The organism is Streptomyces sp. HSG2 (assembly GCF_016598575.1).
Lineage (GTDB): Bacteria > Actinomycetota > Actinomycetes > Streptomycetales > Streptomycetaceae > Streptomyces.
Genome location: NZ_CP066801.1, coordinates 4,854,686 through 4,869,180, shown reverse-complemented (window position 1 = coordinate 4,869,180; position 14,495 = coordinate 4,854,686). Strand labels below are relative to the sequence as shown.

The following is a 14,495-nucleotide window of genomic DNA, read 5'->3' as shown; positions in this document are numbered from 1 at the left end:
GCGAGACGGGACCGGGAGGAGCACCTCTCCCGGTCCCGCCCGTCCGCACCTGTCGGCGAACGTCCGAGCCCCGTTACCGGCGGGGAGCCTTCCGAATGGCGCGGAGCCACTCCCGGTTCATCGCGGTGATGGAGGTCAGGGGGATGCCCTTCGGGCACGCGGTGGCGCACTCCCCTGCGAGGGTGCAGCCTCCGAAGCCCTCGTCGTCCATCCGCGCCACCATGTCCAGCACCCTGGTCTCCCGCTCGGGCGCCCCCTGCGGCAGGACGTTGAGGTGGTTGACCTTGGCCGAGGTGAACAGCATCGCCGCGCCGTTGGGGCAGGCGGCGACGCAGGCGCCGCAGCCGATGCACTCGGCGTACTCGAAGGCGAGATCGGCGTCGGGCTTGGGGACCGGGGTGGCGTGGGCCTCGGGCGCGGAACCCGTGGGGACGGTGACGAAGCCGCCCGCCTGGACGACCCGGTCCAGGGCGGAGCGGTCGACGACCAGATCCTTGACGACCGGGAAGGCAGCGGCCCGCCACGGTTCGACGTCGATGGTGTCGCCGTCGTCGAAGGATCGCATGTGCAGTTGGCAGGCGGTGGTGCGTTCGGGACCGTGGGCCTCGCCGTCGATGACGAGCGAGCACGCGCCACAGATGCCCTCCCGGCAGTCGTGGTCGAAGGCGACGGGGTCGTCGCCCGCGAGGATCAACTCCTCGTTCAGGGTGTCGAGCATCTCCAGGAAGGACATGTCGGGTGAGACGCCGTCGACCCGGTAGGTGGTCATGGCGCCGTCGGCGTCGGCGTTCCGCTGGCGCCAGACCCGCAGGGTGAGCCTCATGCGTAGCTCCGCTGGGTGGGGTGGACGTACTCGAAGACCAGGTCCTCCCGGCGCAGCACGGGCGGCGCGCCGGTGCCGGTGAACTCCCAGGCGGCGACGTAGGAGAAGGCGTCGTCCCGGCGGGCCGCCTCGCCGTCCGGGGTCTGCGACTCCTCGCGGAAGTGGCCTCCGCAGGACTCGGCCCGGTGCAACGCGTCCAGGCACATCAACTCCGCGAGTTCGAGGTAGTCGACCACGCGGTTGGCCTTCTCCAGCGCCTGGTTGAGTTCCTCGCCGGTGCCCGGGACCTTGACGCGTCGCCAGAACTCCTCGCGGAGCCTCGGGATCCGTTCGAGCGCCTCGCGCAGGCCGGACTCCGTGCGGGACATGCCGCAGAACTCCCACATCAGCTCGCCGAGTTCGCGGTGGAAGGAGTCGGGGGTACGGTCTCCGTCGACGGAGAGAAGCAGGTCCAGCCGCTCCCGGGTGGCGGCGACCACCTCTCGGACGGCCGGGTGGTCGTCGGTGACCGGGACCGGGTCCGGGGTCCGGGCGAGGTAGTCGTTGAGGGTGGTGGGGAGGACGAAGTAGCCGTCGGCGAGCCCCTGCATCAACGCGGACGCGCCGAGGCGGTTGGCCCCGTGGTCGGAGAAGTTGGCCTCGCCGATGGCGAACAGGCCCGGCACGGTGGTCCGCAGGTCGTAGTCGACCCACAGGCCGCCCATCGTGTAGTGCACGGCGGGATAGATGCGCATGGGGACGCGGTAGGGGTCCTCGTCCGTGATCCGCCGGTACATCTCGAAGAGGTTCCCGTACCGGGCCTCCACCGCATCCCGCCCCATCCGGGCGATGGCGTCGGCGAAGTCCAGGTAGACGCCCTGACCGCCGGGTCCCACCCCTCGTCCCTCGTCGCAGACGCTCTTCGCCGCACGCGAGGCGATGTCGCGGGGCACGAGGTTGCCGAAGGCGGGGTAGACGCGCTCCAGGTAGTAGTCGCGTTCGTCCTCGGGAACGCGGTCGGGGGCGCGGTCGTCGCCCTTGTTCTTCGGCACCCAGATGCGACCGTCGTTGCGCAGCGACTCGCTCATCAGGGTCAGCTTGGACTGGTGGTCGCCACTCCTCGGGATGCACGTCGGGTGGATCTGGGTGAAGCACGGGTTGGCGAAGAGGGCGCCTCGCCGGTGGGCTCGCCACACAGCGGTGGCGTTGGAGTTCATGGCGTTCGTGGAGAGGTGGAAGACGTTGCCGTAGCCACCGCTCGCCAACACCACGGCGTCCGCGAAGTGGGTGTCGATCCGTCCGGTGACCAGGTCGCGGGCGACGATGCCGCGGGCCCGGCCGTCCACCACCACCAGGTCGAGCATCTCGGTGCGTGGGTGAATCTCCACGTTCCCGGCGGCGATCTGCCGGGACAGCGCCTGGTAGGCGCCGAGCAGGAGTTGCTGGCCGGTCTGGCCTCGGGCGTAGAAGGTCCGCGACACCTGGACCCCGCCGAAGGAGCGGGTGTCGAGCAGGCCACCGTACTCGCGGGCGAACGGAACGCCCTGTGCCACGCACTGGTCGATGATCTCGACGGAGATCTGCGCGAGCCGGTGGACGTTGGACTCCCGGGCGCGGAAGTCGCCGCCCTTGACGGTGTCGTAGAAGAGACGGTGGACCGAGTCGCCATCGTTGCGGTAGTTCTTCGCCGCGTTGATGCCGCCCTGGGCGGCGATGGAGTGAGCGCGGCGCGGGGAGTCCTGGTAGCAGAACTGGATCACTCGGTAGCCCTGCTCCGCGAGCGTGGCCCCGGCCGATCCGCCGGCCAGGCCCGTCCCGACGACGATGACGGTGTGTTTGCGCCGGTTGGCCGGGTTGACGAGGCGCGCCTCGAAGCGGCGTCGGTCCCACCGATCGGCGATCGGGCCCTCCGGCGCCCGGGTGTCGAGGACGGGTTCGCCGGTGGTGTATCGGGTGTAGGGGGTCATGGTCAGCTCACCACTCCGGTCATGACGGCCACGGGCACGGCGATGAAACCGGCCGTGAGCAGCAGGGCGAGGAGGTCGGCCCCGATCCGCAGGGCTCGGTCCCGGGTCGGACCACCGACGCCGAGGGTCTGCGCGGCGCTCCAGAAGCCGTGCCGGACGTGCAGGCCGAGCGCGGACACGGCGGCGATGTAGACGACGTTCCCGTACCAGGTGGAGAAGGTGCCCACGACGTTCCGGTACGGAGCGCCGGACTCGAAGTCGCCGGCGTGGACGGTGCCGGTGGTCAGGTCCAGGATGTGCCAGACGACGAAGAGGCCCAGGATGATCCCGCCCCACCGCATGGTGCGCGTCGCGTAGCTCGTGCGGGCCTTGCGGTGGACGTACGGCCGGGGCCTGGCCCGGATGTCGCGACGGCTGAGCTGGTGGGCGGAGACGGCGTGGGCCACGACGGAGACGACCAGCACGAACCGGAAGACCCAGAGCGTCCACTCGTACCGCATCACCGGCTCCCCGAGGGTGCGCAGCCAGTGGGCGTAGTGATCGAACTCCTCCGGGCCGAAGAAGATCTTCAGGTTCCCGATCATGTGGGAGACCAGGTAGAGCAACATGACAAGCCCGCTGACGGCCATCACCGTCTTCTTGCCGACGGTCGACCTCCACGCCGCGCGCACCCTCGGGAATCCGCGGTCCGTCCGCGTTGCCAGAGCCATGGGATCGACGGTAGGCCGCACCCAACCGATCGGTCCAAGACATGAAATGCCTCGATTCCATAGTTCACAGCTATGATGAGGCATGCAGTTCCAGCAACTCCGGTACTTCGTCGCCGTGGCCGAGACACGCCACTTCACCCGGGCCGCCGAGGCCGTCCATGTCGCGCAGCCCTCGCTCTCCCAGCAGGTCCGGGCCTTGGAGCGGGATCTGGGCGCCGATCTCTTCCAGCGGGCGCGCGGGAACATCACCCTGACCGACGCCGGAGAGGCGCTCCTGCCCTTGGCCCGTCGCATCCTCGCCGACGCCGACACCGCGCGACACGAGGTGCGGGAGCTCGTCGGGCTGCGTGGCGGGCGGGTCAGACTCGGCGCGACGCCGAGCGTCTGCACCGGCCTGCTGCCCGAGGTGTTGCGCGCCTTCCACGACCGCTACCCCGGGGTCCGACTGTCGGTCGAGGAGGGCGGCTCCCACGACCTGGTCCGGGAACTGGCGCGCGGCGCCCTCGACCTGGCACTGGTCGTCCTTCCGTTGCCCTCCCCGGCGCCGGCGCTGACCACCCTGGAGCTGCTGCGCGAGGACCTCGTCGTGGTGTCGGCCCGGGACCAGCCCGCCCCTGGTGGGGGGCGGCGGTCGGTGCGGGTCGCCGATCTGGAGGGCGAGCGACTGGTGATGTTCCGGCACGGGTACGACCTGCGGGAACTGACGGTGGCCGCCTGCCGCTCGGAGGGGTTCGAGCCGGAGTTCGCCGTGGAGGGCGGGGAGATGGACGCGGTGCTCGGCTTCGTCGGGGCCGGGTTGGGGGTGGCGGTGGTCCCGCGGATGGTCGCGGCGAAGGACGCTCGCGGACTGCGGGTGACCCCGCTGGCCCGTCCGGGGCTGCACCGGACGATCGCCCTGGCCCACCGCAGCGACGTGGCCCCGCCCCGGGCGGCCCGGGAGCTGCAACGCATGCTGCTGGACCGGTGAACCGCGCGGGCCGCGCCCCGTCCCCCTGTGGGGTCAGACCCGCGCGTCCACCCGGGCGAGGTCGTGCAACCGCTCCGGCGGGCCCGGCCGGGCGTAGTACCAGCCCTGGGCCGTGTCGCACCCCAGTACGCGCAACTGCTCCGCCTGGGCTGCGGTCTCGACGCCCTCCACGGTGACCGTGAGGTCCAGGCTGTGCGCGAGCGAGACGATACCCTCGACGATCTTGAGGTCGACGGGGTTCGCGGGGAAGCGCTGCATGCTCTCGGTGAAGGAGCGGTCCAGCTTCAGGACGCTGACCGGCAACCTGCGCAGGTTGGCCAGGTTGGAGTACCCGGTGCCGAAGTCGTCCAAGGCTATGTCGACGCCCATCTCGGCCAGCCGGTGCAACGGCCGCAGCAGCCCGTCGTCGGCACCGATCAGGGCCGACTCGGTCACCTCCAGGCAGAGGACGTCCGGCTCGACCCCGGCTCGTTCGAGGATCTCCACGGTGTCCTGCACGAGGCCCGGATGGTGCAGTTGGCAGGGCGAGAGGTTGACGTTCACACGGGGCGGCCCCGAGACCGCCCGCGGCTCCTCACGCCAGGCACGGGCCTGCCGTACCGCCTGCTCCAGCACCCACCGGCCCAGCGGCACGATGAGCCCGGTGTGCTCGGCGAGGGGGATGAAGCGATCCGGACCGAGCACCCCGTGCTGCGGATGCAGCCAGCGAACCAAGGCCTCGGCGCCCCGGACACCGCCGTCGGCGAGTCGGACCAGCGGTTGGTACTCGATGAAGAACTCGCCGCCCTCCAGCGCCGCGGGCAACGCGGTGGTCAGCCCGTGACGGGTGATGGCGCGGGCGTCGGCCTCTGGGTCGGCGATCTCGAAGCGGTTGCCGCCCGCCGACTTGGCCCGGTACATCGTGATGTCGGCGCTGCGCAACACCTCCTCCGGGCCGCACGCCCCGGACGGCCCCTCGACGACACCGACGCTGCCGCGCACGGTCAGGTCTCGCCCGTCGACCCCGATCGGAGCGTGCAGGGCGTTCATGATCCGCCCGGCCAACTCGTCCACCCCGCGGTCCGCGGCCAGGCCCGTGGTGAGGGCCACGAACTCGTCTCCCCCCAGCCGCGCCACCATCTCGCCGGGTCCGGTGACACAGGCCTGAAGCCGGTCCGCGACCTCGACGAGCAGCCGGTCGCCGGCCGCGTGTCCGAGACTGTCGTTGACGGTCTTGAACCCGTCGAGATCGAGGTAGCACAGGCCGAAGCGCCGGTCGCCTCCGGACTTGAGGGCCTTCTCCAGGCGCTCGAAGAAGAAGGTCCGGTTGGGCAGGCCGGTCAGCGCGTCGTGGGTGGCCTCGTAGCGCAACCTCAGGTTCAGCAGACGGCGTTCGGTGGTGTCCTCCATGAGGGCGAGCTGGTAGCGGGGGGTACCGTCGGCGTCCCGCAGCAGGGAGACGGTGAGGTTCGTCCACAGCACCGTACCGTCGGGGCGGGAGAACGCCTTCTCCAAGTGGAAGTGGTCGCGCTCCCCCCGCACCAGTTCGTCGTAGAGCCGCCAGGTCTGCGGGGCGTCGTCCGGGTGGGCCCAGTCGCGTACGTTGCCCCGGCGCAGCGTCTGCTCGCCCAACCCGAACATGCGGGTCATCGCCCCGTTGACCTGGAGGACGCGACCGTCGAGGTCGGCGATGCCGATGCCGATGGCCGCCCCCTCGAAGACCGCGCGGAAGCGCGCCTCGCTGGCGTGCAGCGCCCTCGCCACCGCACCCTGGGCCTCCAACGCGGCCTGGGCGATGGCCTCCTGCTCGGCGAGAGTCCGGTCCCGCAGCGCACCGGCGAAGCCGGCGGCCATCGCGTGCCCCAGCCGCGCCGAGCGGGCTCGCAGGCCCTCTTGGTCGCCCTCTCCGCCGCAGTAGAGCACCAGATAGGCGTCGACACAGTCCAGCGTGCGCTCCAGGGCCTCGGGCGCGGTGCAGTGGGCGTCGACCAGGGCGGCGCCGACCGTCCGGCCGGTCTCGGCGTCGAACGCGCGTGCCCGCAGGGCCTCGCTGAGCGCGCGCGCCAAGGGCAGCAACTCCCGCTCGAACTCGGGCCGGGTGGCCGACGTGGACGTCACGGGGAACACCGCGCGGCTCCAGATCGTCGCGAAGCGACGCAGTCGGTCTTCCGGACCGTCCGGTTCCTCGGTCACTCGGCACGCCCCACGCCCGCGAAGCCAGAGAACGCGTAGGGGTCCTCGTCCTCCGGGTCGCCGTCGGGTCGCCAGCGCGCCGTCGGCACCAGCCCCGGCTCCACCATCGGGAACCCCCGGAAGAAGCGCTCGATGTCGGCCCTGTCCCGCATGACCAGCGGGCTGCGGATCTCCTCGTACACGTCGACCGTCCCCCGGGCCCGCTCGGCAGGGACCGGGATGCCCTCGTACGACGCGTGGGATATCACCAGCAGGCTCCCCCGGGCGAGGCCCGCGCACAACTCGGCCACCGCCGCCCAGGGATCGTCGGCGTCCGTGACGAAGTGCAGGACGGCGACGAGGAGCACCGCCACGGGCCGGTCGAAGTCGATCAGGCGACGCACCGCCGGGTGGGACCGGATGCCCGCCGGCTCCCGAAGGTCTCCGGCGACGGCGTCCGCGTCGTCCCGGTCCGCGAGCATCGCCTGTCCGTGCGCCACTGCGACGGGGTCGTGGTCGACGTAGGCGACCCGCGCCCCCGGCATCGCGCCGCGGGCCACCTCGTGCACGTTGCCGAAGGTGGGGATGCCGGAGCCGACGTCGAGGAACTGCCCGATCCCCTCCCCCGCGGCATGACGGACCGCACGGCGCAGGAAGGCCCGGTTGGCCTGCATGATCTTGGGCAGGCCGGGGATGAACTCCATCGCCTTGCGGGCCGCCTGCCGGTCGACCTCGAAGTTGTGCGAGCCGCCGAGGTAGTAGTCGTACATCCGGGACACGCTCGGCACCGTCATGTCGATGCCCCGTGGGGCCCAGGCGGGTCGCTCCATCGATGTCTCCAAGGCGTCCGCGATCCGGTGTTCGAGGTGAGGCTACTGATCGGTCGCCAAACGAGCGAGTTCAAACGGAAATTGATAGTCCGTTACCGGTCACTGCCCAGGGCACATGCCGGCACGTCGGCGGGCCGTTCCCTCCGCTGGGGGCGGAGGGAACGGCCCGTGGTCCGACGCGCCGAGGGCTGCCCTGGGGAGGTCGCCTCACTCGCTCGCCGGCGCGCCGACCGGCTTTCCGTCGGGCGCGACGACGAACCACGTGCCGCCCACGCCCTGACCGTTGGTATCGCCGGGCTCCTCGTCCCCGACGAAGGTGTAGACGGGCCAGCAGTCGACCGTCTGCTGCTCGACGCCGTCGGGGCGGGTGAAGGTCATCAGGTCCTCCTTCACCACCCCCTCGGTGCCGTCCGGGTCGACAGGGGCCACAACCGGCCATTTCTCCAGACACTCGTCGGTGCAGGCCGACACCGGCTCGGGCCACGCCTCGTCCTTGAGGAAGCGGTAGACCGTCATGCCATCCTTGTCGACGACGATCTCCCCGAGGTCGGGGTCCTCGCGGGTGGAGAGACCGGGTCGGTCGCTCGCCGACGTGTCGCCTCCCGCCTTCGCGCCGTCCGGGGCGAGCGCGAACCACGTGTCCCCCACACCTTGACCGTTGACGTCTCCGGCGGCGGTGTCCTTCGCGTACCGGTAGGCCGGCCAACCGCCGATGGTGAGCTGCTTGTCGCCGTCCTCACGCTCCACCTCGCCCAGCGAGTCCGGGTCGAGGCCTTCCCCCGCCTCCGCGTCGCCGGCGAGGACGGGCGGCCACGCGGTGGCACAGTCGCCCTCGCAGGTCGACTTGGGGGGTTCCGCCGTGTCCTGGTCGAATCGGTAGAGCGTGAACCCGGCTCCGTCGGTGACGATCGGGCCGAGTCCGGCGGCCTCGGAGACCTTCAACTCCCCGCCCGCTTCGTCGGAATCGGCCCTCTCCTCGTCCACCCCCGCGGCGCCCGCCTCGGTGTCCCCGATGTCGCCCGGCGCCGCCGTGGCGCCGACGTTCTGACTGTCCGCCGTCGTGCCGCCGCCCTGACCGCACGCCGTCGTCAGCGCAAGCACGGCCACGGCGCCCACCACGAGTGAGGCGCTCCGCCAGGAGGTCTTCATCGTCAACTCCCCGATGTGTCACGATGCAGCCCCCGTTGGGCCGCCGCACGACACTGGGTACGGGCACGATCCCCCTCGGTGTTCAACGGGCCCGGGAATTCGTCGGACGCGGGGCTCCAGACGCGCGTACGCACCCCTCCCCCCTTCGGGGCAATCGAAGGACACCGCGCCGCGCGGGGCGACGGCAACCTCCATGATCGGCGACGTGCATGGACCCGTACCGACCCGACTCCCTCACGGAGCACGCGCGTTGACGCTGACCGCGCTCGTCTCCGCACTCCTCGGCATACCGGCCGGCGGCGCCGCGGCGGACGCCTGCGCCTACGCCTCGACCGGCCCGTCCGGGATCGAGGCGGTGGCCGTGGCGGGCTCCCTGGCCTGGCCCACACTCCCGCCCTGCCCACCGACGACGCCGCCGCCCGATCCCTCCCCCGCTCCGGAGCCCCCTCCCCCCGCACCGACCCCCACGCCGACTCCCTCTCCGTCGACCACCCCGAACCCGTCGCCCACCCCGTCGGCGCTCGCGCCGTCCCCTCCCGAGGCACCAGCAGCCCCCTCGCCCCGCGAACGCCCCCCGAGGCCGCGGCCGGTCCCGCCACCGCCCTCGGCGGCCCCCTCCCCACGAGCGCCGACCCCACCATCGCCCGCACCGCGTCGTGCGGCGGAGCCGACGCCCCACGCTCGCCTGTCCCCGGTGCGCTACCCGGAGTACCGCTCCGCGCCCCCGCCGCCCCGTCGCGCCGGACGCACCACGGCCCCCCTCGTTTTCGTCCTGCTGATCGCCGTTCCCGCGGTGGTCGTCGTCGCCGCGCTGCGCCCACGCTGATGTCTGGAGAACCGTGTTGACGGAATGGCTTGTTCTCACCCTGGCGATGCTGGCGGCCTGCGCCGTGGTCGTCGCCATCGTCCTGGTAAGGCACCGCACGGCCTCGGCCGACGAGGACGTCACCGAGACACCGGACGTCGTGGAGTACATGACGATGTGGATCGGTGTCGTCTACGCGATCGTGCTGGGTCTGGCCATCGCCGGCGCCTGGGAGGCCCGCAGCGCCGCGGAGGACCAGGTGAGGGCGGAGGCGATCGCCCTCCACGAGGTCGGCGAACGGGTCCGGGTCTACCCTCCCGAGGTGCGGGATCGCATTCGCGACGACGTGCGGGTCTATGTCGGACACGTCATCGGAACCGAGTGGAAGACCATGGCGGAGGAAGGAGAGCTGACCGAGCGCGGAGACACGCTCCTGGACCGGCTCCGGGCCGACGTCACCGACTACGAGCCGCGCTCCGACTTCGAGGCACAGGCGTACCAGCCGTTGGTCGACCAAGTGGCGGCGGCCGACCAGGCGCGCTCCGCGCGGGCGGACTCGGCCGGCGAGACCATGCCGGGAGTGGTGTGGTTCGGGCTGATCGTCGGGGCCTTCGTGACCATCGGCATGGTCTTCGCGCTGCAGATCCGCCGTACCACGCGCGAACTGGTCGTCGCCGGTGTGTTCTCCGCGCTCATCGCCTTCCTGCTCTACTTGATCTGGGGATTCGACGCCCCGTTCGGTCGGAGCATCGGCGTGACGGCGGAGCCGTTCCTGACCCTCTTCCCGCAGAGCCGGGGCTGACGAGACGTCCGAGCGGCCCTCGCCACGCCCGGAGAGCGGGCGGCTCGCGCGCCGCCCGCCGGCTCACCGCCTCGGAGCCGGGGCAGGGCTGCCGGCTCCGAGGCGGGGTTCCGACAGCGCGGCGGGCGGATCGGGCGGCGGTCGTGGGCACCATGCCCCATTCGCCCGACTGAGCTAGCGGGACGGCCCCCGCGTTCTTAGCGTTTGGGACATCGAGGCGCATGTGGAACCCGAGCGGAAGAGATCCGCGGCCGCGCCTCGGGACCCGGAGGATCCACCATGCGCGCGATATCCGTCGCCTCGGTCGCATTGCTGGGGGCCTGCGCCCTGTCCGCCTGTGTACCGGCCAGCGCGGCCATCGACGACGTCACCCCGTTCGAATTCAGTGTGCTGCCCTCCACCGTCCCGCCCGGTGGCGAGGTCGTGCTGCGTGTGGACCGCAACGACGGCAAGTGCAAGGGCCGCGTCACGGTCTCCTCGCCGGTGTTCGACACCGTCACCATCCCCCGGCGCGAGTCGTGGGCGAAGACGACGGTGGACCGGGACGCCAAGCCCGGCGCCGTGTACCGGGTGACGTTCACCTGTGACGACCGCACCGGAACCACCGACCTGACCATCGAGGGCCGTCACGAACCCACGCACAAGCCCTGGCCCGGCGACGGCGGACACGATCAGCGGTCCGACTACCCGGACAAGGGCGTGCACGCGGGCGAGGGGGGCAGCCTCGGCGGCTTCGACCTCGGCGAGATCGGCCTGGGCGCCGCGCTCGTGGCGGGCTCGGTGGGCGCCGCCTACCACCTGGCCCGGCGCCGCGGCGGAGCGAACGGCGGCTGACCACCCGGCCCGGCGCTGACGGCGGGCCGCTCGGACGATCCGGGCCCGTGACCGACCGCCCGGTCTCCCCGGGGGGCCGGGACCCGCCCCCAGAGCGTCCGGCGTGTCCGGTGCGCGCGGAGTGTGGTATCGGCCGTGTCGAGAGGGGATGCCCGATGGCCGCGTCGGAGACCGAGGAAGAGGGAGCGCGGCCTCGCCGCCCCGCCCCCTGGGGGGTGATCGCCCTGGTGCTCCTCACCGGTCTGGCGCTGATCCGCAACGGTTCGGGAGAGTCGGCCCCCGGGCCTCCACAGCCGGCCTCGGCAACGGCGCGGGGCAACGACCTGGGGCCCGACGGGGCTCCGGGAGCCGCGCCGTTGCCCCGCTCGGCACCGGGCCGTGTGCGGATCCCGGCGATCCGGGTCGACGCTCCCCTCGTACCCGTGGGTCTGGACGCGGACGGGTGGGTGGACGCGCCGCCCGCGGGCAACCCCGACCTGGCCGGTTGGTTCACCGGGGCCGTGACGCCCGGGGAGGACGGCACCGCGGTGGTGGTCGGTCATGTCGACAACGCGCACGGCCCGGCCGTGTTCTACACCCTGGGGGCGCTGGGAACCGGCAACCGGGTGGAGGTGTCCCGACACGACGGGACGACGGCGGTATTCGAGGTCTACGCCAACGAGGTCTTCGACAAGCAGGACTTTCCGGGCGATCGGGTGTACGCGCCCACGGGCCGCCCGGAACTGCGAGTGATCACCTGTGGCGGCGGGTTCACCGAGCGGGACGGGTACACCGGGAACGTCGTCGCGTTCGCCCGCCTCGTCGGGACCGGCTGATCCGATCCCGACCTCGGACGGCCCGTCTCACAGGTAGCGCCGGCGGGGGACGGTGAGGCGGTGCCCGGAGTCCAGCAGTTGGGGAAGGTAGGTGCGGAGCGCGCGCACGCTCTGCGAACGGTCGCCCCCGGCGTCGTGGGAGAGCACCACGACCCCCGGGCCGGCGCCTTCCCGTACCCGCTCGACGATGGTCCCGGTGCCGGGGGTGGTCCAGTCGAGCGTGTCGAGGGTCCAGGCGAGCGGCTCCATGCCCATCTCGGCCCCGAGTTGGAAGGCGGCGCGGTTCCACGCCCCGTAGGGCGCCCGGAACCAGAGGGGCGGCGCCCCGTGACTGCGGTCGATGATCTCGCAGGTGCGTTCGATCTCGATGCGGATCCTGCTCCGGTCCAGGCGGGTGAGGAGGGGGTGGGACCAGGTGTGGTTGCCCACCACGTGCCCGTCGTCCGCCATTCGGGCCATCAGATCGGGGTGTGCGGCGGCCATCTCGCCGCAGACGAAGAACATGGCGGGCACCTCGTACGCGGCGAGGATGTCCAGGATCTCCGGTGTGTGGCGGGGGTCGGGACCGTCGTCGAAGGTCAGCACCATGGCGTCGCGGTGCCCCTCGACGCGCAGGAGGGGTTCGCGCCGGACCGGCGCGCGGAGGGGAGCGACGCCCGGAGCGCCGTGTCCGGCCAGAGGACGCAACCGAGGGGCGGAAGGACGCGTGGGAAGGGTCCCGGCTCCGGCCGCGGGACCCGGCGCGGGGGGAGGCTCCCCACTCGGGAACGCCCCGAGGACGCCCGCCGCGCCTGCCGCGCCGACCGCGGCGGCGCCGGCGATCAACAACCGTCGCCGCGTGATCCGATTGTCTTCTTTCATGATTAATCACTCGCCTGGCGACCGTCCCGGTCCGCGCGACGCACCGGAGCGGCGGCGGGAATCCACCCGACCGGCCCACCCCCGCCACCTGTTCGGCACCCGATCCGACGGCCGACCACCCACGCGCCGAGGTCCGCCGCCCACCCCTCCCGGGACCACGCTCCCGACCTGCGAGGAAACCGGAGCATGGGTCAAGGCTCGGCAAAGCGCCTTGCCGTGGACCCCGGTTGGGTAATCGGCTGTCCTCATCCGTGTTGCGGACGGGGCCCTCAGGAAGGGGGCCCGGCACGGGCGTCGCGCACGCACCGGAGGAAGGCGGGCAGGAATGCTGCACAGAAGGAGTCAGGGGAGCCCGGAGGACGGCGAGGAGGGACCCGCCGTCCCGATGGCGTGGTTCTACGCCGAGTACATCGCCGAGGAACTGCTGCGGTCCGGCGAGCTGATGCCGCCCACCTCCGTGGAGTTTCGCGCCGGCCGTGAGGCCCTGGCGCTGACCGCCTTTCTGGCCGACACCGAGGGGGAGCTGGGCGGCATCCGCGTCGTCACCCAACTGGAGACGTGGCTGTCGCTCACCGCCTACGACCGACAGTGGCACGACTGGGTGCGTCGGCGGTTCGCCGAACTCGCGGCGACCCCTGACGCCGGGGGCCCGGACGAGGAGCTGGCACGCGCGGCCTGGCGCTGGCTCCAGGAGACCGAACTGCTCGCGCCCGACCTGAACGCGGTGCCCGGAGGGGCCGTGGGCGGCACCGGCGAGGAAGAGGGGCCCCAGGTCTGGACGCCTGCCTGGCAGCTGGGCCTGCCCTTGGGCCACCTGGCCATCCACCTCTTCTGAGGTGCGTGCGACGCGGCGAGGGACCTCTTCGGGCACCCGCGAACGGCGCCTCGGGGTCGGGCGGGGCGGTGGGTGGCCGGGGAACCACCGGGGCCCGGGGCCCAGGGCGTCGCGCGGCGTGACGCCCTGTCCCGGTATCGACCGATCCGCCGACCGGAGCGCCCCGGGGCGGCCGTCGCCGGGATTCTCGGGCGTGGCTTGAGTGTTTCGCCGTTCCGGTGCGTACGGGTGGGAGCACGACGCGACCCCACCCGCACCCAACGGCACGAGGAAGTTCGCATGAGGTCCCTGGAGAGGCATCGCGACGTCGGCGCGTACGCGCTCGGCGTGCTGGACGAGGCGGACGCCTTCCGGTTCGAGGACCACCTCGCCCAGTGCCGGCGGTGTGCCGTCGAGGTCACCGAGCTGGGAGCGGCCACCCGCCAGCTGATGCTCTACCGCGACGCGACCCCGCGAGCCGTCCCCGCGGCGCCCCGGCTCGACCCCGCGCTGCTGGACCGACTGCTGCGCCAGGTGTCGACGCGCCGACGGATCGGCAGGAGACGGCTGTGGCTCGCCGTCGCCGCCTCGCTGGTCTGCGTCGTGGTCGGCCCCGCCGTCGTCCTGGCCGCCGCCCGCCCGGAGGCGGCGGGGGCGACGCCGATCGCCGGCACGGATCCGCGCACCGGCGTGTGGGCCGAGCTGACCAGCACGGACCGGGACTGGGGCAGCGACATCGCGCTGCGCGTACGAAACGCCGCCGCGTCGCGCACCTGCCACCTGGTCGCCGTGGGACTGGACGGCTCGGAGCAGACGATCACGAACTGGACCATGCCGGACGGCGACGAGACCGTCGGTCTCCTGCGGGGGGCCGCGGCCCTGCACCCGCAGGAGATCGCCCGCTACGAGGTACGCGGGGCGGACGGCGATCCGGTGATCTCCCTGACCCCACCCGCGTAGCCCAGGGCAGGGCGTGGGGCGATCACCA

The 14,495-nt window shown here is 72.3% G+C and carries 14 protein-coding genes; 7 read left to right on the top strand and 7 right to left on the bottom strand.

What is annotated here, in order from left to right:
• Positions 1-73: 73 nt before the first annotated feature.
• The 3 genes from JEK78_RS21210 to JEK78_RS21200 are packed head-to-tail and all read right to left on the bottom strand — an operon-like array spanning position 74 to position 3,479.
• A complete protein-coding gene (locus tag JEK78_RS21210) occupies positions 74-823 on the bottom strand; it encodes a succinate dehydrogenase/fumarate reductase iron-sulfur subunit (protein ID WP_200261765.1) in 750 nt (249 codons plus the stop codon).
• Positions 820-2,769: a fumarate reductase/succinate dehydrogenase flavoprotein subunit gene (locus JEK78_RS21205; RefSeq protein ID WP_200261764.1), complete on the bottom strand. Its 1,950-nt coding sequence runs from the start codon at positions 2,767-2,769 to the stop codon at positions 820-822. The genes JEK78_RS21210 and JEK78_RS21205 overlap by 4 nt, the downstream gene beginning before the upstream one ends.
• Positions 2,770-2,771: 2 nt before the next feature.
• Positions 2,772-3,479 (bottom strand): succinate dehydrogenase, encoded by a 708-nt coding sequence (locus JEK78_RS21200; protein ID WP_200261763.1) that lies wholly within the window; start codon positions 3,477-3,479, stop codon positions 2,772-2,774.
• An 82-nt stretch (positions 3,480-3,561) separates the two neighbouring features.
• Here JEK78_RS21200 and JEK78_RS21195 point away from each other — a divergent pair, with 82 nt between their 5' ends.
• The gene (locus JEK78_RS21195; RefSeq protein ID WP_200261762.1) at positions 3,562-4,446 is read left to right on the top strand and encodes a LysR substrate-binding domain-containing protein; all 885 of its coding nucleotides are present in this window, start codon (positions 3,562-3,564) and stop codon (positions 4,444-4,446) included.
• A 33-nt stretch (positions 4,447-4,479) separates the two neighbouring features.
• Here JEK78_RS21195 and JEK78_RS21190 read toward each other — a convergent pair whose 3' ends face one another.
• The 3 genes from JEK78_RS21190 to JEK78_RS21180 all read right to left on the bottom strand — a co-directional run bounded on the left by JEK78_RS21190 (position 4,480) and on the right by JEK78_RS21180 (position 8,576).
• Entirely contained in the window at positions 4,480-6,618 is a 2,139-nt protein-coding gene (locus JEK78_RS21190) for an EAL domain-containing protein (RefSeq protein ID WP_200261761.1), read from the bottom strand.
• A complete protein-coding gene (locus JEK78_RS21185; RefSeq protein ID WP_200261760.1) occupies positions 6,615-7,427 on the bottom strand; it encodes an SAM-dependent methyltransferase in 813 nt (270 codons plus the stop codon). The genes JEK78_RS21190 and JEK78_RS21185 overlap by 4 nt, the downstream gene beginning before the upstream one ends.
• Positions 7,428-7,634: 207 nt before the next feature.
• A complete protein-coding gene (locus JEK78_RS21180; protein ID WP_200261759.1) occupies positions 7,635-8,576 on the bottom strand; it encodes an SCO0930 family lipoprotein in 942 nt (313 codons plus the stop codon).
• Positions 8,577-9,270: 694 nt separating this feature from the next.
• On the opposite strand from JEK78_RS21180, the gene JEK78_RS23725 reads away from it, so the two are divergent.
• The 4 genes from JEK78_RS23725 (at position 9,271) to JEK78_RS21165 (ending at position 11,832) form a co-directional block, all read left to right on the top strand.
• Positions 9,271-9,402, top strand: coding sequence for a hypothetical protein (locus JEK78_RS23725; protein ID WP_277953053.1), 132 nt, complete (start codon positions 9,271-9,273; stop codon positions 9,400-9,402).
• A 16-nt stretch (positions 9,403-9,418) separates the two neighbouring features.
• Entirely contained in the window at positions 9,419-10,183 is a 765-nt protein-coding gene (locus tag JEK78_RS21175; RefSeq protein ID WP_242483161.1) for a DUF4239 domain-containing protein, read from the top strand.
• A 279-nt stretch (positions 10,184-10,462) separates the two neighbouring features.
• Positions 10,463-11,017, top strand: coding sequence for a hypothetical protein (locus JEK78_RS21170; protein ID WP_200261758.1), 555 nt, complete (start codon positions 10,463-10,465; stop codon positions 11,015-11,017).
• 155 nt (positions 11,018-11,172) lie between these two features.
• Positions 11,173-11,832, top strand: a complete 660-nt coding sequence (locus JEK78_RS21165; RefSeq protein ID WP_200261757.1) for a class F sortase — start codon at positions 11,173-11,175, stop codon at positions 11,830-11,832.
• A gap of 27 nt (positions 11,833-11,859) precedes the next feature.
• Here JEK78_RS21165 and JEK78_RS21160 read toward each other — a convergent pair whose 3' ends face one another.
• Positions 11,860-12,693 (bottom strand): polysaccharide deacetylase family protein, encoded by an 834-nt coding sequence (locus JEK78_RS21160; protein ID WP_200261756.1) that lies wholly within the window; start codon positions 12,691-12,693, stop codon positions 11,860-11,862.
• 325 nt (positions 12,694-13,018) lie between these two features.
• Between JEK78_RS21160 and JEK78_RS21155 the strand changes: the two genes are divergently transcribed.
• On the top strand, positions 13,019-13,528 hold the full coding sequence (locus JEK78_RS21155) for a hypothetical protein (protein ID WP_200261755.1): 510 nt from the start codon (positions 13,019-13,021) through the stop codon (positions 13,526-13,528).
• Positions 13,529-13,807: 279 nt separating this feature from the next.
• The gene (locus JEK78_RS21150) at positions 13,808-14,467 is read left to right on the top strand and encodes a zf-HC2 domain-containing protein (RefSeq protein ID WP_200261754.1); all 660 of its coding nucleotides are present in this window, start codon (positions 13,808-13,810) and stop codon (positions 14,465-14,467) included.
• Positions 14,468-14,495 lie beyond the last annotated feature (28 nt).

What these genes read in the sequence shown, in the direction of transcription:
- JEK78_RS21160 (WP_200261756.1), bottom strand. Translation starts at nt 12,693, where the DNA reads ATGAAAGAAGACAATCGGATCACGCGGCGACGGTTGTTGATCGCCGGC.
- JEK78_RS21210 (WP_200261765.1), bottom strand. Translation starts at nt 823, where the DNA reads ATGAGGCTCACCCTGCGGGTCTGGCGCCAGCGGAACGCCGACGCCGAC.
- JEK78_RS21185 (WP_200261760.1), bottom strand. Translation starts at nt 7,427, where the DNA reads ATGGAGCGACCCGCCTGGGCCCCACGGGGCATCGACATGACGGTGCCG.
- JEK78_RS21195 (WP_200261762.1), top strand. Translation starts at nt 3,562, where the DNA reads ATGCAGTTCCAGCAACTCCGGTACTTCGTCGCCGTGGCCGAGACACGC.
- JEK78_RS21165 (WP_200261757.1), top strand. Translation starts at nt 11,173, where the DNA reads ATGGCCGCGTCGGAGACCGAGGAAGAGGGAGCGCGGCCTCGCCGCCCC.
- JEK78_RS21170 (WP_200261758.1), top strand. Translation starts at nt 10,463, where the DNA reads ATGCGCGCGATATCCGTCGCCTCGGTCGCATTGCTGGGGGCCTGCGCC.
- JEK78_RS21205 (WP_200261764.1), bottom strand. Translation starts at nt 2,769, where the DNA reads ATGACCCCCTACACCCGATACACCACCGGCGAACCCGTCCTCGACACC.
- JEK78_RS21150 (WP_200261754.1), top strand. Translation starts at nt 13,808, where the DNA reads ATGAGGTCCCTGGAGAGGCATCGCGACGTCGGCGCGTACGCGCTCGGC.
- JEK78_RS21155 (WP_200261755.1), top strand. Translation starts at nt 13,019, where the DNA reads ATGCTGCACAGAAGGAGTCAGGGGAGCCCGGAGGACGGCGAGGAGGGA.
- JEK78_RS21180 (WP_200261759.1), bottom strand. Translation starts at nt 8,576, where the DNA reads ATGAAGACCTCCTGGCGGAGCGCCTCACTCGTGGTGGGCGCCGTGGCC.
- JEK78_RS21200 (WP_200261763.1), bottom strand. Translation starts at nt 3,479, where the DNA reads ATGGCTCTGGCAACGCGGACGGACCGCGGATTCCCGAGGGTGCGCGCG.